A 21,325-nucleotide genomic window follows, 5' to 3' on the forward strand; every position below is an offset into this window, starting at 1 on the left:
ATCACAGGCGTTCGGGCGGGTGTGACCGGAAGGGCGGACGGCGGCGGTTCCGGCGGTGGAGCGTGCGGCACAGCATGAAGGCAGGCACAGCGATGACGGCAGTGACAGCTGTCACCCGATGACACTGACGGCGGCAACTGCGAAATGTGACCACGGCGGCACAGGATGGCAACGTCCCCGCTACCGGTACCGCCCATGGATCCGATCGCCCCGTCGCTGGCCCGCCTGCAGCAGGTGCAGGTGCGTTACCGCGACCATACCGCCCTGCATGGCATCGACCTGCAGGTCCGCGCTGGCCAGGTGCTGGCGCTGCTGGGCCGCAACGGTGCCGGCAAGAGTACCGCGATCAGCGTGTTGTTGGGCCTGCGCCGCGCCGATGGCGGGCAGGTCGAACTGCTCGGCGGCGACCCGCAGCAGCGCGCCAGCCGTATCGGCCTGGGCGTGATGCTGCAGAGCACCAGCCTGCCGCCGATGCTGCAGGTGGACGAACTGGTGGCACAGGCCAGCGCCTGCTATCCCGACCCGATGCCGTTGCAGGAGGTGCTGCAGCGTGCTGGCCTGCAGGCGCTCGCGCGCCGCCGCTACGGCCAGCTGTCAGGTGGCCAGCAGCGCGCCGTGCAGTTCGCCATCGCGCTGTGTGGCCGCCCGCGCGTGCTGTTCCTGGACGAGCCCACCACCGGCCTGGACATCCAGGCGCGGCAGGCGATGTGGCAGGCGATCCGGCAGCTGGTGGCCGAAGGCTGTGGTGTGCTGCTGACCACCCATTACCTGGAGGAAGCCGAAGCGCTGGCGCAGCAGGTGGTGGTGCTGGAGCAGGGCCGGGTACTGGCCGACGCGCCGCTGAGCGAGCTGCGGCTGGCCGATCGGCCGCGCCGCATCCGCTGCCGCAGCGGGTTGCCCATTGCGGACGTGCAGCAGTGGCCGGGCGTGCAGGAGGTGCAGCGCGACGGCGAGCACCTGCAGCTGCTGGCGAGCCCGGCCGAGCCTGTGGTGGCGCGCCTGCTGGCCGCCGATGCGCAGCTGCGCGAACTGGAAGTACAGGGCGCGGCGCTGGCCGACGCCTTCCTCGACATGACCCGGGAGGCCGCATGAACACCCTTGTCCGTACCACCGGATTGCCGCTGCCTGCATGGCGACAGGCACTACGTCCGTACCGCGCCGAGCTGATGGCCGAACTGCGCCGCGCCTGGCGCACGCCGGCGTTCGCGGTGCCCTCGCTGCTGTTCCCGGTGCTGTTCTACCTGCTGTTCGGCGTGCTGCTCGGGCGCGGTCATGCGCCGTTGTACCTGTTGGCCACCTACTGCGTGTTCGGCGCGATGGCCCCGGCCCTGTTCGGCTTCGGCGTGCAGTTGGCGCTGGATCGTGAAGGCGGCCTGCTGACCCTCAAGCGCGCGCTGCCGATGCCGGCGGCGGCACCGCTGCTGGCACGGCTGGCGATGGCGGTGATGTTCGCGCTGCTGGTGGCGTTGCTGCTGATCGGCGTCGCACGCGTGTTCGGTGGTGTGCAGCTGCAGGCGTTGCAGATGGTGCAGCTGCTGGTGGTGGCGGGCCTGGCGGCACTGCCGCTGGGGGCGATTGGCTTGCTGATCGGCAGCCATGTCAGTGCCAGCGCGGCACCGGCGATGGTCAATCTGGTCTACCTGCCGTTGGCCCTGCTGTCGGGCCTGTGGCTGCCGTTGTCTGTGCTGCCCACGCTGTTCTCGACGATGGCCCCACTGTGGCCGACCTGGCATCTGGCGCAGCTGGCGCTGCCGGTGGTCGGGCTGCCGTCGGTGGGCAGCCTCGCCGGCCACCTGCTGGTGCTGCTGGCGGTCACGGTGGTGGCGCTGCTGCTGGCGCGCCGTCGCCTGCGCCGGATCGGCTGAACTGGCATGATCGGCAGCGATCGTCCCCGCCTGGATTCTCCCGTGTCGTCGAGCTGGCTTGCGTCCCTGCTGCGCCCTGCGCCGGATTCGGCGGTGGCCGAACTGCTGCGACGTGGCAAGTCGCCCTGGAGCGGAGCGATCCACCTGCTGTGGTCGGTATGGATCTTCCTCACCCCGGTGCTGGGCAATGGCTTCACGCTGCGCTGGCTGCTGCTGACCCTGGCCAGCTACCCGCTGTTCCTGCTGCTCTATGCCAGGGTGATGCTGTCGCCACGGCACCATGGGTGGCGCTATGCGCTGGGTATGATCGTGATGGCCCTGGTACTGCTGCCCTGGTACCCCTCGGGACTGAGCTACTTCGTGTTCGGCTGCGTGATGATCCGCATGAGCGGGCGCAGCAGCTGGTGGGCGTACCTGCTGCAGCTGACCGCGCTGAACCTGCTGTTCTGCGGCACCGCGCTGTACTTCGGCTATCCGTGGCAGGCCATGGTGTGGATGCCGGCGGTGTCGTTCATCGTCGGGCTGGTGGTGAACGTGGAGGCCCTGAGCCAGCAGCGCGACGTTGCCCTGCAGCTGTCGCAGGACGAGGTGCGGCGACTGGCCACCACCGCCGAGCGCGAGCGTATCGGCCGCGACCTGCATGATCTGCTGGGGCACACGCTGTCGCTGATCACGCTGAAGCTGGAGCTGGCACGCAAGCTCTACGATCGCGATGACGCGCGTGCACGGCAGGAGATCGGCGAGGCCGAGGACATTGCACGCGAAGCGCTGGCACAGGTGCGCAGTGCAGTGACCGGCATCCGCGCCAGCGACCTTGCTGGCGAGCTGGCATCGGCGCGCCTGCTGCTGGAATGCCAGCAGGTACATCTGCAGTACACGGCGCCACCTGCGATGCCGGTGGAGGTGGAGCGCGGGCTGGCGTTGGTGTTGCGCGAGGCGGCGACCAACATCGTGCGCCATGCGCAGGCGACCCGGGTGCAGGTGGATTTCATGCTTGAGGAACGACAGTTGGCGATGCAGATACGCGATGACGGCCGTGGCGGCGTGCAGGCCGAGGGCAATGGGTTGAGTGGCATGCGTGAGCGGGCCGCAGCACTGGGTGGCCAGTTGACGCTGCAGTCGCCGCGCGGGGCGGGCACCGTGCTGACGGTACGCGTGCCGTTGATGGCCGCGACCACGCCGCTGTCGCCCACGTCGTTGGCGCAGGACGGTGTCGCATGATCCGCATCCTGCTGGCCGAAGACCAGGCCATGGTGCGCGGTGCGTTGTCGGCGCTGCTCGGCCTGGAGCCGGACATCGAAGTGCTGGGCAGTGCTGCCGATGGCGAGGCCGCGTGGCGGATGCTGCAGCAGCTGCAGCCGGACATTCTGGTCACCGACATCGAGATGCCTGGCTTGTCCGGTCTGGAACTGGCGCAGCGCATCGCCCGCCACGAACTGCCGATCAGGGTGGTGATCGTGACCACCTTCGCCCGCGCCGGTTTCCTGCGTCGCGCGCTGGAGGCGGGGGTGCTGGGCTACCTGCTGAAGGACGCACCGGCCGAGAACCTGGCCGATGCCCTGCGCAAGGTGAAGCAGGGCATTCGTGCGATCGATCCGCAGTTGGCGCTGGATGCATGGTCGCAGGCCGACCCGCTGACCGACCGCGAACGCCGCGTGCTGCGGCTGGCGGGCGAGGGCCGCACCGCCAGCGAGATCGCCGAGCAGCTGGGGTTATCGCACGGTACGGTGCGCAACTACCTGTCCGAGTGCATCGGCAAGCTGGGCGTGGCCAATCGGATCGAGGCGTACCGGCTGGCGCGGCAGAAGGGGTGGCTGTAGCAGCGCCCTGCCTTTCCCGGTGATGTCATTTCCGCGACCGCGGGTGGGTGTCACTTTCTTTGCTCGTGCAAAGAAAGTAACCAAAGAAACACGCCGCCAGAGCGCGAGCCGTCGCTGCGCGCCGGTTCCCTGCGCTTCTCGGTGAATCAGGGGACGGCGCCGAACTCGCTGCGCTCAGACACCGGCGCCTCTTCGCCCCTGATTCCCCTGCGATGCTCGGCTCGCTCAAGGCGGACCCAACGTCAAAGGCAAAAGCTGCACCCAGTAGATCCACGCCGCGCGTGGATGCTCTTGTTGTTGATCTTGACCTTCAAGTCCGCCTTGAGCGAGCCGAGCACCGCAGGTCCGGCGAGGGCGAAGAGGTGCGGGTGTCTGAGCGCAGCGAGTTCCCGCACCGTCCCTCGCCGGACCGAGGAGCGCAGGGCACCGGCGTGCGAAGCGCGCCGGCTCGCGGCCGGCGGAGCGTTTCTTTGGTTACTTTCTTTGCGCGCAAAGAAAGTGACACCCCCCGCGGTCGCGGAAACGATCCGCCGGGAACACCCGGCGAACCCTTTCAATCCTTCCCGCGCGCCATCGCCTGGAACACGCCATCACGCCGCACCCACAGGTGGAACAGCGCCGCACCCACATGCATCAGCACCGTGGCGAACAACACATACGCCAGCAGGCTGTGCGCGTTGCGCAACGCGGCATACAGCGCCGGGGTGTGCGGCACGATCGGCGGCAGGTGCAGGCCGCCCCACAGCACGATCGGATAACCGCCGGCCGACAGCATCGCCCAGCCGATCAGGGGCATCGCCAACATCAGCGCGTACAGCATCCAGTGCGAGGCCTTGGCCGCCATCACCTGCCATACCGGCAGATCCGCCGGCAGCGGTGGCGGGCGATGGCGCAGCCGGTTGTACAGGCGCAGCAGCACCAGTACGCCGATGGCGATGCCCAACGGGCGGTGCAGGTCGATCAGCATCGGCCGCAGGTGCAGCGAGGCGACCATGGTCACGCCGATGAACAGCATGGCGATGATCATCAGCGCCATGGACCAGTGCAGCACGCGCGCGAGCAGGTTGAAGTGGCCGTTGCCGGTGCTCATCGTGCGGCCTCCTTCGGTTGCTCGACGTTGCCGGTGGCGCGCTCGCGTTCGCGGCGGTTGAAGGACTGCGAATACACCGCCGAGCGGGCGGCCAGGATCGGATCGTCACTGCCACGCACGCCACTGGGCAGGATCAGCGGATCGAAGTTGATCTGGCCGCACGCGCCCTGCTCCTGCGACTGCATGCGGTCCAGGCTGAGTACGCCGGCCACCACCTGATCACGCGACTCGGGCCACGGCACCGACGGATCATCGATGGCATCGCCGGGCTCGGCGGTGGTCACGACCAGGTTCCAGCGCACCGGGCCGCTGGCCAGGCGCTGCTGCAGTTCCTGGCTGAGGAAATCGACGCTGGCGTTCTTGCGCGTTTCCGCATCCATCTCCACCACCGGCGCCTGCGGCTGCCAGCGCCAGCGCACCGCGCGTTTCTGGCCCTGCGCGTTGGTGAACCAGAAGCTGTTGACGCTGTTGAAGGTGGTGTCGGCCCAGCTGCTGGTCCACGGCGCGGTCTTGGCCCACTGCTGGAACGCTTGTGCACTGGGGTATTTCGCCAGCACCGCGGCCATTTTCTGCGGGTCGGGCTTGCCGGTGGCCGGGTCCGGGATGGAGGCGCGCGTCTGCTCGTAGAACGCCTCGGCGTTGGGCACGGCGAAGAACGGGAAGCTGTTCATCGCCATCCGCCATTCCTGGCCGTCATCGCTGACCATCTGCACCGCGAGGCTGCGCACGCGTGCGGTGTTGTCGGCGCCGTACGGGTCGCCGCCGCCGATCGACAGGCGGCCCATCACCGGCACGCGGCGCTGCGAGAACACGCGGGCGCTGGACAGGGTGGGGGCCTGCGCACTGGGTTCGAACCAACCGCTTACACACACGCCCTTGCTGTGCGCACGGCGGAAGCCCGGATGGGCCGGGCCGGTGGCCTCGATGGTGTCGGTGAAGCGCTGCGCGGTCAGGCGGCCGCCAATCCAGCCGGCCAACCAGGCGAAGGCCAGCGCCACCGCACCCAGAATGAGTGCAATCAGTGCGATCCAGAGCAGTGGGGAATGCCTGCGCGGCGCGCCCGGTGTCTGGCCGGCGCGGGTGTAGCGGAAGAGCGACATGGTCGGAGTCCTGCCTTCACGGAGCGTGTGGGTGGTCGACCCACATATCCTCGCAGAACCCTTCCAGGCCCGGTATTCAATTTTTCGTCAAGTTTGCCGGGGACGGCGTGCCGACCAAGGTCGGCACCCACCCGATCAGCTGTAGCGCTGCTTCAGCATCGCCCACGCCGAACGCAGCGCCAGTGCTTCACCGCCAGCCGGCCGGCCCGGGCGTTCGCCGTCGTTCCAGGCATACACGTCCAGATGCGCCCAGCGCTGGCCGTCTTCCAGGAAGCGTTCCAGGTACAGCGCGGCGGTGACCGAGCCGGCCATGCGCGAACCGGCGTTGGCCAGGTCGGCGATGCCGCTGCTCAGGTAACGCAGGTAGGGGCGCCACAGCGGCATGCGCCAGACCGGGTCGCGGGTCGCGTCGCCGGCCTGCAGCCACTGCTGGGCCACGCTGTCGTCGTTGCTGAAGAGCGCCGGCAGGTCCGGGCCCAGCGCGATGCGCGCGGCGCCGGTGAGGGTGGCGAAGTCCAGTACCAGGTCCGGTTTCTGCTCGCTGGCGAAGGTCAGCGCATCGCACAGGATCACGCGGCCTTCGGCGTCGGTGTTGTCGATCTCCACGCTCAGGCCCTTGCGGGTGGCGATCACTTCACCCGGGCGGAAGGCATCGGGGCCGATCGCGTTTTCCACTGCCGGCACCAGCAGGGTCAGGCGCACCGGCAGGCCGCGCGCCATCACCAGGCCTGCCAGGGCCAGTGCATGCGCGGCACCGCCCATGTCCTTCTTCATGTTGCGCATGCCGTCGGCCGGTTTGATGTCCAGGCCGCCGGTATCGAAGCACACGCCCTTGCCGACCAGCACCAGTGCCGGATCGGTGTCCTTGCCCCAGCGCAGCACGACCAGGCGCGGTGCGCGGTGCGAGGCGCGGCCGACGGCATGGATGGCCGGGAAGTTCTGCTTCAGCAGTTCATCGCCGGTGATCGCCTCGACCTGCGCACCGTGCGCATCGGCCAGCGCGCGCGCGGCGTCTTCCAGCTGCTGCGGACCCATGTCTTCGGTCGGGGTGTTGACCCAGTCGCGCACGCGCAGGCTGGCGGCGATCAGGTCGGCCACTTCGCCGGTCGGCTCAGCTACCAGGCGTGCCGGTGCACGGTGGCGCTTGCGGTAGCGATCGAAGCGGTAGCTGCCCAGGCCCCAGCCCAGCTGCAGCAGCGCCAGTTCGGCGGCCGGCAGTTCGCTGGCCAGCTGCCACACGCTGCCTTCCGGCAGCGCGTGCGGGGCATGCGAGTAGCTGTAGGCATCGCCACGATCACCCACGCCGATCACCGCACCGGCCAGGCCATCGGCGCCCGGCAGCAACGCCGTGGTGAAGGCACCGGCGGTGAAGCCCTGCGACGCCAGCCATGCCTGGGTGGCGGCTGGCTGGCCGTCCTTCCAGGACGCGAACTGCTCGCGGTCCAGCACGTACAGCGGCAGTGCTGCGGCGGTGTCGGCAGTGAAACCAGTGATCTCGCTCATGCGTCAGGTACTCCGGGGTGCGGCAGCGTCGAGGTTGGCATCCAACCAGTCGGCCAGGCCGGTGAGGGTGTCGAACTGCAGGTCCGGCTGCAGCTGCGGATGGGTCCAGGTGGCTGCTTCGCGGTTGATCCAGCAGCCGCGCAGGCCGGCGGCGATCGCCCCGGCCACGTCCATGTCGGCGTGGTCGCCGACGTGCAGTACCTGTGCCGGCGCAACACCCAGGCGGGTGCAGGCGGCGTGGAAGATGCTCGCCTCCGGCTTCGCTGCGCCGTGTTCGCGCGCGCCCAGCTGGAAGGCGAAATGATGGGCCAGGCCGATCCGCTCCAGATCGGCATTGCCGTTGCTCAGCGCCGCCACCGGCACCCTCGCGGCAATCCGCGCCAGTGCGTCGATCGCATCGGGGTAGCACTCGACCTGGTTGCGCGCGGCGAAGAACACGTCATACGCCGGCTCCAGCAGATCCAGGCTGGCACCACTGGTGTGCAGCGCTTCGTGCAGGGTCAGCCGGCGCAGTGCGCTCAGGTCGTGATGGAGGTGCGGATGGGCGTGGTACAGGCGCTCGCGCAGTTCGCGCATCGCCGCCACCGGATACATCTCGGCCGTGGCGGGGCTGTGTTCACGCATCCACGCATGCAGGACCAGGTCGATGCGGGCGCCGATCGGAGCGAACGGCCACAGCGTGTCGTCAAGGTCGAGGGTAATGGCTTGGACGGGGAAATTCACCCCGCCATTCTACCCCTGCCCGCGCGGGCTTTCATTCCAGCAGACGCGCCCAGCCCTGCATCCCGTCCAACCGCGCCAGCACCAGCTTGATGCAGACCAGCAGCGGCACCGCCAGCAGCAGCCCGATCATGCCCCAGGCCCAGCCGAACACCATCAGCGCAAGGATCAGCACCAGTGGCGACAGTTTCATGCGACGGCCCAGCACGATCGGGGTCACCATCTGCCCTTCCAGAGTGTGCAGGCCCAGGTAGGCGGCGGCCGGCAGCAGGGCCTGCAGCGGGTCGCGGAATTCCACGAAGCCCATCAGCAGCATCAGCGCCACGCCGATCAACGGACCCACATACGGAGCGAAATTCAGCAGTGCGGCCACCGTGCCCCACAGCAACGCTTCCTGCAGGCCGATGCCGAGCAGCATCAGTACGCCGGCGAACACCAGCCCGACCAGGGTGTTGATCACGCTGATGGTCAACACATAGCGCGACACCTCGCGCTCGATCGAACGCAGGATGTCACTGGTGAAGCGCTGCTGCTGACGGTTCGGGAACAGGGCGATCGCCGCGCGTTGCAGGCTCTGCCCGTAGATCATGAAGAACAGGGTCAGCAGCACCACCGCCAGCACCGAGGCGGCCAGCCGCGGCGCACGGGTCAACATGCGGTACGGGTCATCGAGCTGGGCGCGGATCACCTGCACCTTGCGGTTGCTGTCGCCACCGGCCACGCGGGCGAAGTTCTCCGCGGCCTGGTTGGCCTGCTGCACCGGCTTGGTCAGGTCCTGCACCTGGCGGGCGATCTTGCGCAGCTGCTGCGGTGCTTCCTGTGCCCATTCCATTGCCGGGCCGATCAACTGCACCGCCAGCGAACCGGTCACGCCCAGGCCCGCGCCGAGGATCAGCAGAGCGCCCAGCGCACGCGGAATCCACAGCTTCTGCAGCAGGCGCAGGATCGGATTGCCGACCAGTGCGAAGAACATCGCCAGCAGCACCGGCAGGATGATGTCCTGTGCCGCCCACAGCGTGTAGCCCACCGCCAGGGTCGCCAGCACCACCAGCGACATCGGTCCGCGCGGACGCGACGGTGGCGGCAACGGGGCGTCGGGCTGTTCGGGGCCGGCCGGTGACGGGGACAGGAGGGACTCGCTCATCGACGCACCAACCGGGAAGGGGAGCGCATTATCCGCCGGCCGCGATCGGCGCGGCGGATTCCATGGATCAACGTTCGGACAGCTCGGTGGCCGCTTCGGCCGGATGCGGTCCGCGCGGGTCCGGCTCTGGCTCCGGCACGGAGCGTGGAGCCGGTGCCGGCCGTGGCTCGGCAGCGGAGGCCGCCGCCTGTACCTGTTCGCTGGCTTCGTCGGCTTCCTCAGCCGCGTCGTTGGCAGTGGCTGCGGCCTGCGCCGCCATCGCCGTGGCGAACGCCGCCTGTGCACTGGCGAACAGGTTCGAGACCGAACCCACCATCTGCAGCCAGCGGGCACCGTTGACCTTGCCCGGCACTTCCAGCTTGCCGGCGATGAAGCCACCGGCCAGGCCGACCACCACGATGCGCAGCGGCGACCAGCCCTTTCGCCAGACGTCGCTGAGCGTGGACCAGTGGTCCTGGGTTTCGCCCAGGCGCACGGTCACCACCTGTTCGCAGCGTTTCACCCGCCGTTGCAGCGCGCCGAACTTCATGGCTTGCCCTCGGGCAGCTGCACCTCGGCATCGGGATCGTCTTCGCTGGGTTCGTCGAACAGGCCCAGGCGTGACAGCTGGCGCCGGGTAGCGTGCATGCCGGTGTGGTGGAAGAAGTAGGACACCCGCCAGATCGCATAACCGGTGACGGCCAGGCTCAGCAGCGAGGTGATCAGCAGCGCCTGCAGCCAGCTCAGGCCCCAGCTCTGCAGCAGGGCGATGAGGGTGGCGGCCATCAGCAGCCAGGCCGAGGCACCGAACACGATCGCCACGCCGGCCCAGGCCAGCGCGCGACCGAATGCACTACGCGCCATCGCGAAGTCGGCCGAGGCCAACCGGCGCAGCGAGCGCAGCGTGTGCTTGGCAGAATCGGCAGCGGCACGACCGGCCGCGCCGACCTGGCGGATGCTCTCATCCAGCGGCGGGGTAGCCGCCGGATCAGGCGCTTGCGCGTTGTCTTCGCTCACGCCGCGGCTTACTTGTCGCTGCTGCCGCGGGCCAGCTTGGCGATGATCCAGCCGGCAGCGAAGGCGACACCGAACGAGGCCAGCGGACGTTCACGGATCAGCTCAGCGGCGCTGTCGATCAGGTCCTTGCCCTTGTCCATCAGTGCGTCGACCTGTTCCTTGGCGGCTGCACCACCAAACTCGGCGGCGGCCAGGCCGGACAGCGCGCTGTCGGACAGTTCAGCCTTGACGTTGGCCTTGCCGATGCGCAGTTCGTCGCCGGCTGCGCCGGTTGCACCCTTGATCGCACCGCCGGCGGCCGACGCGGCCTGCTTCAGGTGGGAACCGGCTTCACCCAGGTGTTCCTTCAGGTTCTCGGTATTGGTGGGGCTCATCGAATCACTCCTGTTGCGATGGGGGAACGGGAGTCGGCGGTGCCGACCTGGACTGACAGCAATAGCATTGCCGGGGTATAGGGGGTGTTACGGCAGGGCGATCAGCGCATCACGAGCTGGCCCTGCTGCTGGCCATTGTTGCGCAGCACGCGTATCACCAGGGTCGGCGGGCGCTGCTGGAAGTTGGCGCGCCAGCTGGCCAGGTCGGCGAATTCGCCCACGGTGGCATCGGTGATGATGTCGCCCTGCTGCAGGCCGTTGGTGGCCGCGCGGCTGCCGCGCTTCACCTCGCTGACCAGCACGCCACCGACACCGGACTGGCGCAGCGACTCGGGCAGGTCGACGAAGGTGGCCCCGGTCAGGCGCGGGTCCAGGCTCTCGCCGGTGACCGCGCGCGCCTGTTCCTTCAAGGTTGCCTTGATCTGCAGCGGCTTGCCCTCGCGGCGCACGTCCAGCGTCAGCGTGCTGCCGACCGCCGCCAGGCCTTCCACGTTGTGCAGGGCTTCTGCGCTGTCCACGCGCTGGCCGTTGGCCGAAACCACCACGTCGCCCGGCTTCAGTCCGGCGGTCGCAGCGGCCGAACCGGCCAGCACGCGTGTGATCAGTGCGCCACGGCTTTCGCCCAGGCCCAGGCCCTGCGCGATCTGCGCGGTCAGGTTCTGGCTCTCCACGCCCAGCGTGCCGCGCACCACTACGCCGTGCTTGACCAGCTGGTCGACCACGCTGCGCGCCAGGTTGGAGGGGATCGCCAGGCCCAGGCCGATGTTGCCGGCCATGCTGCCCTGCGGGTTGAAGCTGGCGGTATTGATGCCGACCAGCTGGCCCTGCAGGTCGACCAGTGCGCCACCGGAGTTGCCCGGGTTGATCGACGCATCGGTCTGGATGAAGTTCTGGTAGCCCAGCCCGCGGATGCCGCTGCGGCCCACCGCCGAGACGATGCCGGAGGTGACCGTCTGGCTGAAGCCGAACGGGTTGCCGATGGCCACCACGAAGTCACCGACCCGAAGCTGGTCGCTGTTGCCGAGCTTGATGTCGGTCAGGTTCTGCGCCGGGATGCGGATCAGCGCGATGTCGGTATCGCGGTCCGAACCGAGGAACTCGGCCTTGACCGTGCGCCCGTCGGCCAGTGTCACCTGCACGTCATCGGCGTTGTCGATGACGTGGTGGTTGGTCAGCACCAGGCCCTCCTTGGCGTCGATGATCACGCCCGAGCCCAGCGATTCGTTGATGCGTTCCTGCGGGATGTCCGGGAACAGGCGGCGGAAGAACGGATCGTTGAAGAAGGGGTTGCGCACGCGCACCACCTGCTTGGTGTTGACGCTGACCACGGCCGGCATCGCCTTCTCCAGCATCGGTGCCAGCGACGGCACCGCCTGTCCGGCCACCGAGGCCGGCAATGCCGCCGTGGTCGGCAGTACCGCAGGCAGCGGCGCGGCGTCGGCGCGGTTGTCCAGGTGGGCATTGATGCCGGTGGCAACGAAGCCACCGAAGGCGGCGGCGATTGCGAGCGTGAGCAGGGTGGGAAGCGGTCGCATGGGAGTCGGTTCGCTGGCGTGGGTGGGGGCGGTTCGGCCCTACGGTAAAACAAGCTGAATGAGTGTGTCGCGATCTGGATAAATGCGCCATGAAAACCGGGCGCCCGGAACGCGGGTCGGCGTCGCCATCTGTGGGGCGGTGGCGACAACGTCGGGCGTGCTTCGCAATGTGCCGACGTCTGCCGAAGCGCGTGTGGATACAGGCTGATACTTGCGCAGTTCTGCGCATCCTGGTGCCGCGATGCGCCATATCGCATGCCTTTCGCAGCACTCTGGCAGGTGCGCGCAGGCAGCACCTGCCGCTACCCGCACCGTGCGGCGCAGCACTGAAAAAAGGGGTTTCCTGTCAACCCACTGTGCTCGAGAGGGTGCTGGGCTACACCATTACCGTCGCAGCAGATGCGATTGCGGGCGCATGCCCCGTTCCACGATCGTCAATGTCGGTATAGCATCGCCCCGTTTTGATACTTAAGGCCCGCAGGAGGGCAACATGAGCAACGGTAATGGTGTGTCGGTCGTGACCGACGCCGTCGAGAACGTCAAAGAAACCGCCACCAACGTTGGCGAGACCATCGCCCACGCTGCCGAAGACGCAGTGAAGTCGGTCAAGAAGACCGTCAAGCGCGCCACCAAGGCTGCCGGCACCCGCGTTGCCAAGGCCAAGAAGGCCGTGGCGAAGGTCGAGAAGACCGTTGCCAAGAAGGCCGAGAAGGCTGCCAAGTCGGTCGGCAAGACTGTTGCCAACGCCAAGAAGAAGCTGGAAGCCGCCAAGAAGAACGCCAAGGCCGAAGCCGCTGCCCTGAAGAAGGAAGTGGCCAAGAAGAAGGCGGCTGCAGGCAAGGCCGTGACCAAGAAGGCCGCCGCTGGCAAGAAGACCACCAAGGCTGCCACCAAGGCTGCTGGCAAGAAGGTCGCTACCGTGAAGAAGGCTGCCACCAAGAAGGCCGCCGTCGCGAAGAAGACCGTTGCCAAGAAGACCGCGGCCGCCAAGAAGGTTGTCGGCAAGAAGGTCGCCACCGCCAAGAAGACCGTCGCCGCCAAGAAGGTCGCTGGCAAGAAGGCCGTGGCTGCGAAGAAGGTTGTCGGCAAGAAGGTTGCCGCTACCAAGAAGGTCGCCACCAGGAAGACCGCGGCCGCCAAGAAGGTTGTCGGCAAGAAGGCCGCTGTCGCCAAGAAGGCCGTCGGCAAGAAGACCGCTGCTGCCAAGAAGGCCGTCGGCAAGAAGACCGCCGTTGCCAAGAAGGCGGTGGGCAAGAAGGTTGCCGCCACCCGCAAGACGGTCGCCAAGAAGGCTGCGCCGCTGAAGAAGGTCGCCGCCAAGAAGGCTCCGGCCAAGAAGGCCGTGCGCAAGGTCGCCAAGCGCAAGTAATCGCGCCGTGACCGAAGGCCCTGCCACCCAACGGGTGGTGGGGCCTTTCGCGTTTCTGGGGCACGGTCTGGGGCAAGATGCAGGTTCTTCCTGCAGGAGCCCCGGGCATGCGTGGTATCGACTTCAGTTCCTGGCAGGGCGTGCTGTCCACGTTGGCCGGCCTGGTCCTGATCACCCTGCTGGGCGTGGGCATCCGCCTGCTGGTGATGCAGACCCTGCAACAGCGCCGCGAGCGCGAGAACCGGCAGATCAACGAACGGCTGCGCACGCTGATGGCGGCCTACAAGACCCTGGGCGGGTCGTTCACTGGCGAACTGGGTGTGGATCCCAGCCATCGCCGCGACCTGCGCCAGCGCGAAGATGTCGAAGGCATCGCCGAACCCCGCTCGGATCGCGCGCGCCGCATCCGCGATGCCGTCGAGGCCGCGTTGTCGGACATCCTGTTGTTGGGCACCGACGAGCAGGTGCGGCTGGCCGCGCGTGCGGCCAACGAACTGGCACAGGGGCGGCCGGTGCACCTCCACGAACTGGTGGTCTCGCTGCGCGACTTCGTGCGCGAAGCGCTGGATCTGGCGCCGATTCCGGCCGGACTGCAGATACCGCCGCAGGGGCCGACCCGGCCCGCTGCCAGTGGCGGTGGCAAGGGCCGCAACGATGGCGATGCCAAGGGCGGTCGTGCGGGTGGTGGCGGTGGCGGCGGTGGCGGAATGGGGGCCGGCATGGGCGGCATGGGCCTCGGCGCCGGCGCCGCACTGGGCGCCGGCCATGCGTCTGCCAGCGATGACACGGACGCGCGCTGAGCACGTCCGCCGGATTCAGCGCGTCAGCTCGTAGAGCGGCACGAACCCACCGTAGATCATCCGCGCGCCGTCGAACGGCATCGGATTCGTCGCCGGATCAAACCGCGGGTCTTCCATCATCTTCTTCATGCCGGCGTCGCGGGTCGGCTTGTCTGGCCATTCGATCCAGGAAAACACCACCGTCTCATCCGGCGTGGCTTTCACCGCGCCGAAGAAGTCGGTGGTCTTGCCGTGCGGTACGTCGTCACCCCAGCACTCGACCACGCGCAGCGCGCCGTATTCGATGAAAACGGGATCCCCTGTGCGTGCATGGGCGAGGAACTTCTCCTTGTTGGCGGTGGGCACCGCCAGGACGAAACCATCGATGTAGCTCATTGCCTGCCTCCGGATGGACCGTGCCGCATGCACGGCCTTCAAGTACCCGACGAACCAGGGCGCCGTGGATCGACATCCTGTGTGCGCCTGTTCAGCCCGGCCCACCGGGCAGCGGCGCCAGCACCGTCTCCGGTGGCTGCTGGCCGGCCAGGTGGCGCACGAAGTAGTCCCACATGCGGTGCGTGTAGGTGGCGTCGTTGCGGAACAGTTCGTGGTCCTGCCGGGCCAGGTACAGCAGGTCGTAGCTGCGCTGGGCCTTGTTCAGGGCGGCGGCCAGCTGCAGGGTCAGCGCCGGCGGCGCGTTCTCGTCCAGTTCGCCATAGACCAGCATCAGACGCCCACGCAGGTTGCCGGCCAACGCTGCATTGTCGAGCCCGGCAAACGGCGCCGGCACGCCATCGGCCAGGGGTGTTGGCGGCAGCACGCCACCGAACAGCCGGTCCATGCCGTGCAATGCACCGCCGTACATGCCCTGGAAATTGTGGCTGCCGGCCGAGGCCACGCCCACCTTGTAGAACGCCGGATAGCGCAGCAGGGCGCGCGCTGCACTGTAACCACCGAACGAATGCCCGTAGATGCCGACCCGCTGCAGGTCGATGCCCCGGTAGCGTTCGCCCAGCTGGCGCAGCGCAGCCACATGGTCATCCAGCTGCACATCTGCCCCGTGCAGGAAGCTGCTGTCATGGAACGCCTTGTCGCGGCCACCGGTGCCGCGCGCGTCGATGCTGACCACCACGAAGCCCAGTTCGGCCAGGCTGGCGCGTGACACCGGATTCAAGGCGGACACCGCCTCGGCGTAGGTCACCGGCGCATTGCTGACGAAGGAGCCACCGTACATCGCGTCGATCACCGGAAAGCGGCCGTCATCGCGATAGTCGCGGGGCAGGTAGACGGTGGCGAAGATCGGCGTTCGCCCATCGGCGGCCAGCAGCCGCTCGCGCCGTGGGGGGCGCCAGCCGGCAGCAACGATCGCGTTGTTATCGGCTGTTTCCAGCACCATCACTTCACGGCCGTCATCGCTGGCCCGCAGCACGGTGCGTGGTGGCTGGTCGAGACGGGAAACGGTATCCACCAGATAGCCACCGCCAGGCGACAGCGCCTGGGGGGCGCGCCCGCCGAACAACGCGCCGGTGCCGGCATCGGCCAGATGGTCGTTGCCATCGGCGGCCAGGCGCTGGACCGGTCCACCCTGCAGCGATACACGGTACAGGCCGCGTACGTAGGGGTCGCCACCGTCGACGCCGCCGGCGCTGAAGTACGCCCAGCCACCCGCAGCGTCCACGCCCAGCAGGTCGCGCACCGCCCATTGGCCGCGGGTGAGCTGGCGCAGCACCTTGCCGTCGGACAGGCGGACCCGGTACAGATGGCCCCAGCCATCGCGCTGCGAGAACCACACCGCCGTGTCCTGGCCGGGCAGGATGGCCACCGCTGGCCGGTTGTAGGAATACACGTTGAGCTGCAGCCGGGTGTTGCTGGCTTCTTCAAGAACGGTGCGCACTGCACCGCTGTTGGCATCGATCTCCAGCAGGCGCAGCCTGCGCGGTGCGCCGAAGTGCGCGATCACGGCATACAACCGGTCGCCGTCCCAGCCGAGTACGCCGGCTTCGCTGAGGGTGTTCCAGCCTTCCGGCAAGGCGATGTCATGCTGCTGGCCGTTGCGGGTGTCGACCACATACAGGCTGTCGCGCACCTGCCGGGTGTCACCCAGCAGCCCCAGCTTCACCGTATGCACGCGCGGCCGCGCGCTGTTGGCCGGGCTGCTTTCCAGATAGGGGTAGTCCTGCAGCGCGCGTTCGTCGTAGCGGATGCCGGCCACGTAGCGGCCATCCGGTGACCAGCCGACCGCGAACGGCCGCGTCGGCATCCGGCCCTGGCGGCGTGGAATGCCGCGCAGGGTGAAGTCCGGCAGCACGCCATAGCCATGATTGGATTCACCGCCGCTGGTCAGCGCTCGTGCTGCCGTTCCGGGCGAGTGCAGCCACAGGTTGTGATCGCGTACCTGCAGCCAGGCATCACCGCCGGGCGATGGCAGTGCATCGGCCGCTGGCGCTGCATCCTGCGAAGGCACGCACTGCAGGCGTGGCCATTGACAGCTGATCGCCGCCTCGCCGTTGAACTGCAGGCGCAGGCCTCCATCCAGTACCTGCACGTTGTTCAAGCGCAGGCGTGGTCCGCTGGCTCCGAGAGGTGCAACCGCAGCGTCCAGCGCATCGGGTTCGAACAGGATCTGGCGTGTGGCCTGGACTGGATCGACCAGTACCGCTTGGCGCCGGCCCTGCGTGGTTTCGCGTTCGTACCAGAAGCGCCCATCGGCCAGCCAGTGGGGCAGCACCGAAGCATTGCGCAGCGCACCGCGAAGGTGACTGTCATGCACGCGTTCGGCGCGCTGGTAGTCAGCGGCCTGCAGTGCGTGCGCAGCGTGGGTCGGAAACAGGGCAGCGCATGCCAGGAGCGCGGCGCGAACAGGTACCAGCGGCGGATCGGAAACGTACAAGGCAACCTCCTGTTGCAATCGACGACGAATCACAAATGCACGCGCGCCGCGCGCGTATGCCAGAGACAGCCTGAATCAAGGCAAAAAATTCAGCAATGCGAAGACCGCTGTTTTCAGGGAGCGTTGTGGCGAATAACGGAGAATTTACATTCCCGATGCGATGGCGCCCTGGCGCTGCTGCACACCATAAGAAAGTAAAGGTGTACCCCCATGAAGAATTCGCTGATTGCTCTGGCCCTGGCCGCTGCCCTGCCGTTCACCGCCTCGGCTGCTGAGAACCTGTCGTACAACTACGCCGAAGCCGACTACGCCAAGACCGACATCGACGCGTTCAAGGCCGACGGCTGGGGCGTGAAGGGTTCGTACGGCTTCCTGCCGAACTTCCACGCTTTCGGTGAGTACAGCCGCCAGGAAATCGACCACACCAACATCAAGCTGGACCAGTGGAAGATCGGCGCCGGCTACAACGTTGAAATCGCCCCGACCACCGACTTCGTTGCCCGCGTTGCTTACCAGAAGCGCGACCAGAAGCACGGCCTGGACTTCAATGGCTACAGCGCTGAAGCCGGTATCCGCACCGCCTTCGGTGCCCACGCCGAAGTCTACGGCATGGTCGGCTACGAAGATTTCTCGAAGAAGCACGGCATCAATCCGGAAGGCCAGTGGTACGGCCGCCTGGGTGGTCAGGTCAAGCTGAACCAGAACTGGGGCCTGAATGGCGAGCTGAAGATGAACCGCGACGGCGACAAGGAATACACCGTCGGCCCGCGCTTCAGCTGGTAATTGCTTCCTCGGCGCGCCTGCGCGCCGAAGATGCCTCGACAGGCCCGGCCCATGCCGGGCCTGTTGCGTTTCCGGCTGGGCAAACGCTACCTGACCGTGTCGCGGCGGAAGGGCGGCATTGCAACGAATTGGATTCCGCAGGCGTCGGCTGCGCCCTAGGGTGAGTGGCCTGTTCTGCAGGAATGCAACGATGCCCACGTTTCCGTCGCCCCGCGATTCTCCCTGCCGCCTCTTGCTGCTGGATCCACACCCGCTGTTGCGGCATGGCGTGCAGGAAGTCCTGGCCCGGCAGGCGGGCCTGCAGGTCGATGGAAGCTACGGCCGCAGCGGTGATCTGCTGCAGCGCCTGCAGCAGCAGGCGGCCGCGATCGATCTGCTGCTGGTCGACGCCTTGCCGATCGGTGACAGCGGCGAAGGCCTGGAACTGCTGCGGCACCTATCACGCCACTGGCCGGCAGTGCCGATCCTGGTGCTGACCGCACACTGCAACGCGGGTGTCATGTCCTTGGCCTTGCAGGCCGGTGCGCGCGGATTCCTGTCCAAGGCCTGCGCGCCGCAGATGCTGCTGCGGGCAGTGAGCGTGGTTGCCCGTGGCGGGCGCTTCGTGCCGCCGGAGCTGCGTGCACAGTTGAACCAGTCCCGTCGGCAGCGCCAGCAGTCCATGCGTTCACCACGGTTGAGTACCCGCGAGCGCACCGTCCTGCAGTGGGTGCTGCGTGGTTGCAGCACCGGCGAGATGGCACGCCGCAGTGGGCGTGCAGCCAGCACCATCAGCACGCAGAAGCGAGCGGCGTACCGCAAGCTGGGCATCCGCAACGATGGCGAGCTGTTCCGCTTCCGCCATCTGATCGACGCTGATTGAGGTGGCGTTACTCGCCCTGGTACTGCTTTTCTTCCACCAGGGCCGAACCGGCCACGCGGTTGATCTCGTTCTTCACCTGCACGCGCTCGCCATTGGTGCCATAGACACCACGCGCCAACTGGATGAAGGCATCGTCGAACACCTGGGCCGCTTCCTTGTCGCGCAGCTGGTCCTGGATGTCCCACATGCGCTCGTTGATCGCCTTCAGCTGCTGCTTCAGCACGGCCAGCGCCGGCTGAGCCTGCAGCTGCAGCTGCAGCAACGGCAGCAGGCCGTCCAGCTCGGTGCGCACGTTGCTCAGCTTGGCGGCATCGTCGATGCGCTCGGCCTTGATCTCGAGAATGGTGATCTTGTCGATCAGCTCGCCGATCGATACCGGAGTCAGGATGGCGTCCACGCGGTTGGTTCCTGGAAACAGGGCGCCATGATACCGCGCTGCTGGCATGTGGCCCCGGTCCGCGGGATTTACGCCGAATTTGCGCCACGGGCCCGGCAGCACCCTCGATCCGTTACGGCCACCGCCTCGACACTGCGGTCCCGGCGGCGTGACCGCCTTCGACGAGGAACACAGTGCAGTGAACAGCAAGGGGATGATGGCGGCAGTGGTGGCCGCCCTGGCAGGGCTGCTCGGCATCGGCACCGCCCAGGCGCAGGTGCAGGTGAGTGGCAGTGCCGCATTGACCAGCGATTACGTGTGGCGCGGCAGCTCGCAGAGCGACGGCGACCCGGCGGTGCAGGCCGGCGCGAAGGTCTCGATCCCATCGGGCTGGTACGCCAGCGTGTGGGGGTCCAACGTATCGTTCAAGCCGGACAACGGCGCGCGCAGCGAGTTCGACCTGGTGGCCGGTTGGAGTGGTGCACTGGCACCGGACTGGGCACTGGATGCCAACCTGACCCGCTACGTGTACCCGGGCACCGGCCGCGCGCTGGACTGGACCGAGCTCAACACCACCGTGACCTGGAAGCAGCGCGCCTGGCTGCAGCTGGCGCATTCCAACGACGCGCTGGCGGGCGGCCGTCGCGGCACCTACGCCCAGCTGGGTGTGCGGGTGCCGTTGCACGAACGGTTCCGCCTCGAAGCGGCGGTAGGCCAGTACTGGCTGGCCACCGCACAGGGGCCTGATTACCTGCATGGCCAGCTCAGTGCCATCGCCTCGCTGACCCCGGCATGGGAACTGCGCGCCACCGTGCATGACACCGACAACGCAGCGAAGCGGCTGTTTCCGGGCAATGCCGGCGGACGCTGGGAGCTGGCGCTGCAGGGCAGCTTCTAGTCAGTCACCGAAGCCTGGCGCGCGCGCAGCGCGCCGGGCAGCCACAGCAGCAGGGCGAGCATGGCCACCGCAGCACCGGCCACGCAGACGCCGGTCCAGCCGAAGCGCTGGTAGACCTGCGCCGACAGCAGCGAACCCAGCGAACCGCCGATGAAGTAGCCGGTCATGTAGCCGGCATTGAGGCGGTTGCGCGCTGCCGGTTGCAGTGCATAGATCAGGTTCTGGTTACTCACGTGCAGCAGCTGCGCGGCCAGGTCCAGCACCACCACGCCGACCAGCAGCGCCAGCAGCGAGTGTGCCGACAGCCCCAACGGCAGCCACGAGAGCAGCAACAGCATCAGTGCGATGGCAGTGGCACGTCCGGTCTGGCCACGATCGGACATGCGCCCGGCCAGGCCGGCCGCCAGCGTACCGGCGGCGCCGACCAGCCCGAACAGGCCGATGGTGGCATCGCTGTAGGCGTAGGGCGGTTGTGCCAGCAGGAACGCCAGCGGCGTCCAGAAGATCGCGAACATGGCGAAGCTGCAGGCGCCCAGCAGGGTGCGCTGGCGCAGCACCGGCTCCTGCACGAACAGCACGCCGATCGAGCGCAGCAATGCGAAATAGCCGAGGCCGGCGCTGTGGTGGAATCGCGGCAGGCCGCGCTGCAGCGCCAGTGCGGTCAGCACCAGGGTGCCGGCGGCGATCGCATACACCAGGCGCCAGTCGCCCAGGCTGGAAAGCAGGCCGGCCACGGTGCGTGCCAGCAGGATGCCCAGCAGCAGGCCACTCATCAATGTGCCGACCACGCGGCCACGATGTTCCGGCGCGGCCAGCGTGGCCGCAAACGGCACCAGTACCTGCGCCACCACCGAGAACAGGCCGGTGATCGCGGTGCCGACCAGCAACCAGGTCAGCGACGGTGCACAGGCACTGATCACCAGCCCGCCTGCCGACAGCAGGCTCATCACCACGATCAGGCGGCGGCGTTCGAACAGGTCTCCCAGCGGCACCAGCAGGATCAGTCCGGCGGCATAGCTCAGCTGTGCGGCAGTGACCACCATGCCGACCTGGCCGAACGGCACACCGAAGGCATCGGCAATGGTGTGCAGCAATGGCTGCGCATAGTAGTTGCTGGCCACGGCCACGCCGGTAGCCACCGACATCAGCAGCACCTGCCAGCGGTGCAGAGGGGGGAGGGACGGACTCACGCGGTATTCCACAAAGCGGGATGCACAGTGT

22 protein-coding genes are annotated in these 21,325 nt (G+C 67.8%); 9 read left to right on the forward strand and 13 right to left on the reverse strand.

Annotation, left to right across the window (positions count from 1 at the left end):
* The first annotated feature begins 195 nt into the window (after positions 1-195).
* The 4 genes from ACZK3W_RS01230 to ACZK3W_RS01245 are packed head-to-tail and all read left to right on the forward strand — an operon-like array spanning position 196 to position 3,685.
* Complete coding sequence (locus tag ACZK3W_RS01230) at positions 196-1,092, forward strand: ABC transporter ATP-binding protein (RefSeq protein ID WP_125894894.1); 897 nt, start codon at positions 196-198, stop codon at positions 1,090-1,092.
* Positions 1,089-1,865 carry an ABC transporter permease gene (locus ACZK3W_RS01235; protein ID WP_125894892.1) on the forward strand — a complete coding sequence of 259 codons (777 nt, stop codon included), beginning with the start codon at positions 1,089-1,091 and terminating at the stop codon, positions 1,863-1,865. The genes ACZK3W_RS01230 and ACZK3W_RS01235 overlap by 4 nt, the downstream gene beginning before the upstream one ends.
* Before the next feature lie 6 nt (positions 1,866-1,871).
* The gene (locus tag ACZK3W_RS01240) at positions 1,872-3,086 is read left to right on the forward strand and encodes a sensor histidine kinase (protein WP_478450316.1); all 1,215 of its coding nucleotides are present in this window, start codon (positions 1,872-1,874) and stop codon (positions 3,084-3,086) included.
* Entirely contained in the window at positions 3,083-3,685 is a 603-nt protein-coding gene (locus ACZK3W_RS01245; RefSeq protein WP_478450317.1) for a response regulator transcription factor, read from the forward strand. The genes ACZK3W_RS01240 and ACZK3W_RS01245 overlap by 4 nt, the downstream gene beginning before the upstream one ends.
* A 553-nt stretch (positions 3,686-4,238) precedes the next feature.
* On the opposite strand, the gene ACZK3W_RS01250 is transcribed toward ACZK3W_RS01245, so the two are convergent.
* The 9 genes from ACZK3W_RS01250 to ACZK3W_RS01290 all read right to left on the reverse strand — a co-directional run bounded on the left by ACZK3W_RS01250 (position 4,239) and on the right by ACZK3W_RS01290 (position 12,147).
* The gene (locus ACZK3W_RS01250; RefSeq protein WP_012509795.1) at positions 4,239-4,775 is read right to left on the reverse strand and encodes a cytochrome b; all 537 of its coding nucleotides are present in this window, start codon (positions 4,773-4,775) and stop codon (positions 4,239-4,241) included.
* Positions 4,772-5,875 carry a catalase family peroxidase gene (locus ACZK3W_RS01255; RefSeq protein WP_478450318.1) on the reverse strand — a complete coding sequence of 368 codons (1,104 nt, stop codon included), beginning with the start codon at positions 5,873-5,875 and terminating at the stop codon, positions 4,772-4,774. Before ACZK3W_RS01255 ends, ACZK3W_RS01250 begins: the two co-directional genes overlap by 4 nt.
* Positions 5,876-6,010: 135 nt before the next feature.
* Positions 6,011-7,378 carry a leucyl aminopeptidase family protein gene (locus tag ACZK3W_RS01260; protein ID WP_049398105.1) on the reverse strand — a complete coding sequence of 456 codons (1,368 nt, stop codon included), beginning with the start codon at positions 7,376-7,378 and terminating at the stop codon, positions 6,011-6,013.
* Positions 7,379-7,381: 3 nt separating this feature from the next.
* Positions 7,382-8,101, reverse strand: coding sequence for an HAD family hydrolase (locus tag ACZK3W_RS01265; protein WP_478450319.1), 720 nt, complete (start codon positions 8,099-8,101; stop codon positions 7,382-7,384).
* A 31-nt stretch (positions 8,102-8,132) separates the two neighbouring features.
* Positions 8,133-9,242, reverse strand: a complete 1,110-nt coding sequence (locus ACZK3W_RS01270) for an AI-2E family transporter (protein WP_032128161.1) — start codon at positions 9,240-9,242, stop codon at positions 8,133-8,135.
* 67 nt (positions 9,243-9,309) lie between these two features.
* Positions 9,310-9,771, reverse strand: coding sequence for a protein sip-5 (locus ACZK3W_RS01275; RefSeq protein WP_478450320.1), 462 nt, complete (start codon positions 9,769-9,771; stop codon positions 9,310-9,312).
* Complete coding sequence (locus ACZK3W_RS01280) at positions 9,768-10,238, reverse strand: phage holin family protein (RefSeq protein ID WP_010486934.1); 471 nt, start codon at positions 10,236-10,238, stop codon at positions 9,768-9,770. Before ACZK3W_RS01280 ends, ACZK3W_RS01275 begins: the two co-directional genes overlap by 4 nt.
* An 8-nt stretch (positions 10,239-10,246) precedes the next feature.
* A complete protein-coding gene (locus ACZK3W_RS01285; protein ID WP_032128158.1) occupies positions 10,247-10,612 on the reverse strand; it encodes a hypothetical protein in 366 nt (121 codons plus the stop codon).
* Positions 10,613-10,713: 101 nt separating this feature from the next.
* On the reverse strand, positions 10,714-12,147 hold the full coding sequence (locus ACZK3W_RS01290) for a Do family serine endopeptidase (RefSeq protein ID WP_032128157.1): 1,434 nt from the start codon (positions 12,145-12,147) through the stop codon (positions 10,714-10,716).
* Positions 12,148-12,637: 490 nt separating this feature from the next.
* Here ACZK3W_RS01290 and ACZK3W_RS01295 point away from each other — a divergent pair, with 490 nt between their 5' ends.
* Entirely contained in the window at positions 12,638-13,516 is an 879-nt protein-coding gene (locus ACZK3W_RS01295) for a histone (protein WP_478450321.1), read from the forward strand.
* Positions 13,517-13,623: 107 nt separating this feature from the next.
* Positions 13,624-14,316, forward strand: coding sequence for a hypothetical protein (locus tag ACZK3W_RS01300; RefSeq protein WP_478450322.1), 693 nt, complete (start codon positions 13,624-13,626; stop codon positions 14,314-14,316).
* 15 nt (positions 14,317-14,331) lie between these two features.
* Here ACZK3W_RS01300 and ACZK3W_RS01305 read toward each other — a convergent pair whose 3' ends face one another.
* Together ACZK3W_RS01305 and ACZK3W_RS01310 are read right to left on the reverse strand one after the other, a co-directional pair.
* Positions 14,332-14,691 (reverse strand): DUF1428 domain-containing protein, encoded by a 360-nt coding sequence (locus ACZK3W_RS01305; protein ID WP_032130337.1) that lies wholly within the window; start codon positions 14,689-14,691, stop codon positions 14,332-14,334.
* 91 nt (positions 14,692-14,782) lie between these two features.
* Positions 14,783-17,185, reverse strand: a complete 2,403-nt coding sequence (locus ACZK3W_RS01310; protein WP_478450323.1) for a S9 family peptidase — start codon at positions 17,183-17,185, stop codon at positions 14,783-14,785.
* A 210-nt stretch (positions 17,186-17,395) separates the two neighbouring features.
* Between ACZK3W_RS01310 and ACZK3W_RS01315 the strand changes: the two genes are divergently transcribed.
* Together ACZK3W_RS01315 and ACZK3W_RS01320 are read left to right on the forward strand one after the other, a co-directional pair.
* Complete coding sequence (locus ACZK3W_RS01315; RefSeq protein ID WP_032130335.1) at positions 17,396-17,968, forward strand: OmpO family porin; 573 nt, start codon at positions 17,396-17,398, stop codon at positions 17,966-17,968.
* 190 nt (positions 17,969-18,158) lie between these two features.
* Positions 18,159-18,830 carry a response regulator gene (locus ACZK3W_RS01320; RefSeq protein ID WP_478450324.1) on the forward strand — a complete coding sequence of 224 codons (672 nt, stop codon included), beginning with the start codon at positions 18,159-18,161 and terminating at the stop codon, positions 18,828-18,830.
* A gap of 7 nt (positions 18,831-18,837) precedes the next feature.
* Here the strand turns inward: ACZK3W_RS01320 and ACZK3W_RS01325 are convergent, their stop codons facing one another.
* Positions 18,838-19,227 (reverse strand): DUF6165 family protein, encoded by a 390-nt coding sequence (locus ACZK3W_RS01325; RefSeq protein ID WP_032130333.1) that lies wholly within the window; start codon positions 19,225-19,227, stop codon positions 18,838-18,840.
* Between the two features lie 178 nt (positions 19,228-19,405).
* Here ACZK3W_RS01325 and ACZK3W_RS01330 point away from each other — a divergent pair, with 178 nt between their 5' ends.
* Complete coding sequence (locus ACZK3W_RS01330) at positions 19,406-20,104, forward strand: TorF family putative porin (protein WP_100470168.1); 699 nt, start codon at positions 19,406-19,408, stop codon at positions 20,102-20,104.
* Here the strand turns inward: ACZK3W_RS01330 and ACZK3W_RS01335 are convergent.
* On the reverse strand, positions 20,101-21,249 hold the full coding sequence (locus tag ACZK3W_RS01335; RefSeq protein WP_336684602.1) for an MFS transporter: 1,149 nt from the start codon (positions 21,247-21,249) through the stop codon (positions 20,101-20,103). The two genes, ACZK3W_RS01330 and ACZK3W_RS01335, sit on opposite strands and share 4 nt — an antisense overlap.
* Between the last annotated feature and the right edge of the window lie 76 nt (positions 21,250-21,325).

This window comes from Stenotrophomonas sp. 80084_Sma (assembly GCF_056481995.1).

Excerpts from the sequence above, each read along its gene's own strand:
- ACZK3W_RS01230 (WP_125894894.1), top strand. The coding sequence starts at position 196 with ATGGATCCGATCGCCCCGTCGCTGGCCCGCCTGCAGCAGGTGCAGGTG.
- ACZK3W_RS01235 (WP_125894892.1), top strand. The coding sequence starts at position 1,089 with ATGAACACCCTTGTCCGTACCACCGGATTGCCGCTGCCTGCATGGCGA.
- ACZK3W_RS01240 (WP_478450316.1), top strand. The coding sequence starts at position 1,872 with ATGATCGGCAGCGATCGTCCCCGCCTGGATTCTCCCGTGTCGTCGAGC.
- ACZK3W_RS01245 (WP_478450317.1), top strand. The coding sequence starts at position 3,083 with ATGATCCGCATCCTGCTGGCCGAAGACCAGGCCATGGTGCGCGGTGCG.
- ACZK3W_RS01250 (WP_012509795.1), bottom strand. The coding sequence starts at position 4,775 with ATGAGCACCGGCAACGGCCACTTCAACCTGCTCGCGCGCGTGCTGCAC.
- ACZK3W_RS01255 (WP_478450318.1), bottom strand. The coding sequence starts at position 5,875 with ATGTCGCTCTTCCGCTACACCCGCGCCGGCCAGACACCGGGCGCGCCG.
- ACZK3W_RS01260 (WP_049398105.1), bottom strand. The coding sequence starts at position 7,378 with ATGAGCGAGATCACTGGTTTCACTGCCGACACCGCCGCAGCACTGCCG.
- ACZK3W_RS01270 (WP_032128161.1), bottom strand. The coding sequence starts at position 9,242 with ATGAGCGAGTCCCTCCTGTCCCCGTCACCGGCCGGCCCCGAACAGCCC.
- ACZK3W_RS01275 (WP_478450320.1), bottom strand. The coding sequence starts at position 9,771 with ATGAAGTTCGGCGCGCTGCAACGGCGGGTGAAACGCTGCGAACAGGTG.
- ACZK3W_RS01285 (WP_032128158.1), bottom strand. The coding sequence starts at position 10,612 with ATGAGCCCCACCAATACCGAGAACCTGAAGGAACACCTGGGTGAAGCC.
- ACZK3W_RS01290 (WP_032128157.1), bottom strand. The coding sequence starts at position 12,147 with ATGCGACCGCTTCCCACCCTGCTCACGCTCGCAATCGCCGCCGCCTTC.
- ACZK3W_RS01295 (WP_478450321.1), top strand. The coding sequence starts at position 12,638 with ATGAGCAACGGTAATGGTGTGTCGGTCGTGACCGACGCCGTCGAGAAC.
- ACZK3W_RS01300 (WP_478450322.1), top strand. The coding sequence starts at position 13,624 with ATGCGTGGTATCGACTTCAGTTCCTGGCAGGGCGTGCTGTCCACGTTG.
- ACZK3W_RS01305 (WP_032130337.1), bottom strand. The coding sequence starts at position 14,691 with ATGAGCTACATCGATGGTTTCGTCCTGGCGGTGCCCACCGCCAACAAG.
- ACZK3W_RS01315 (WP_032130335.1), top strand. The coding sequence starts at position 17,396 with ATGAAGAATTCGCTGATTGCTCTGGCCCTGGCCGCTGCCCTGCCGTTC.
- ACZK3W_RS01320 (WP_478450324.1), top strand. The coding sequence starts at position 18,159 with ATGCCCACGTTTCCGTCGCCCCGCGATTCTCCCTGCCGCCTCTTGCTG.
- ACZK3W_RS01335 (WP_336684602.1), bottom strand. The coding sequence starts at position 21,249 with ATGTCGGTGGCTACCGGCGTGGCCGTGGCCAGCAACTACTATGCGCAG.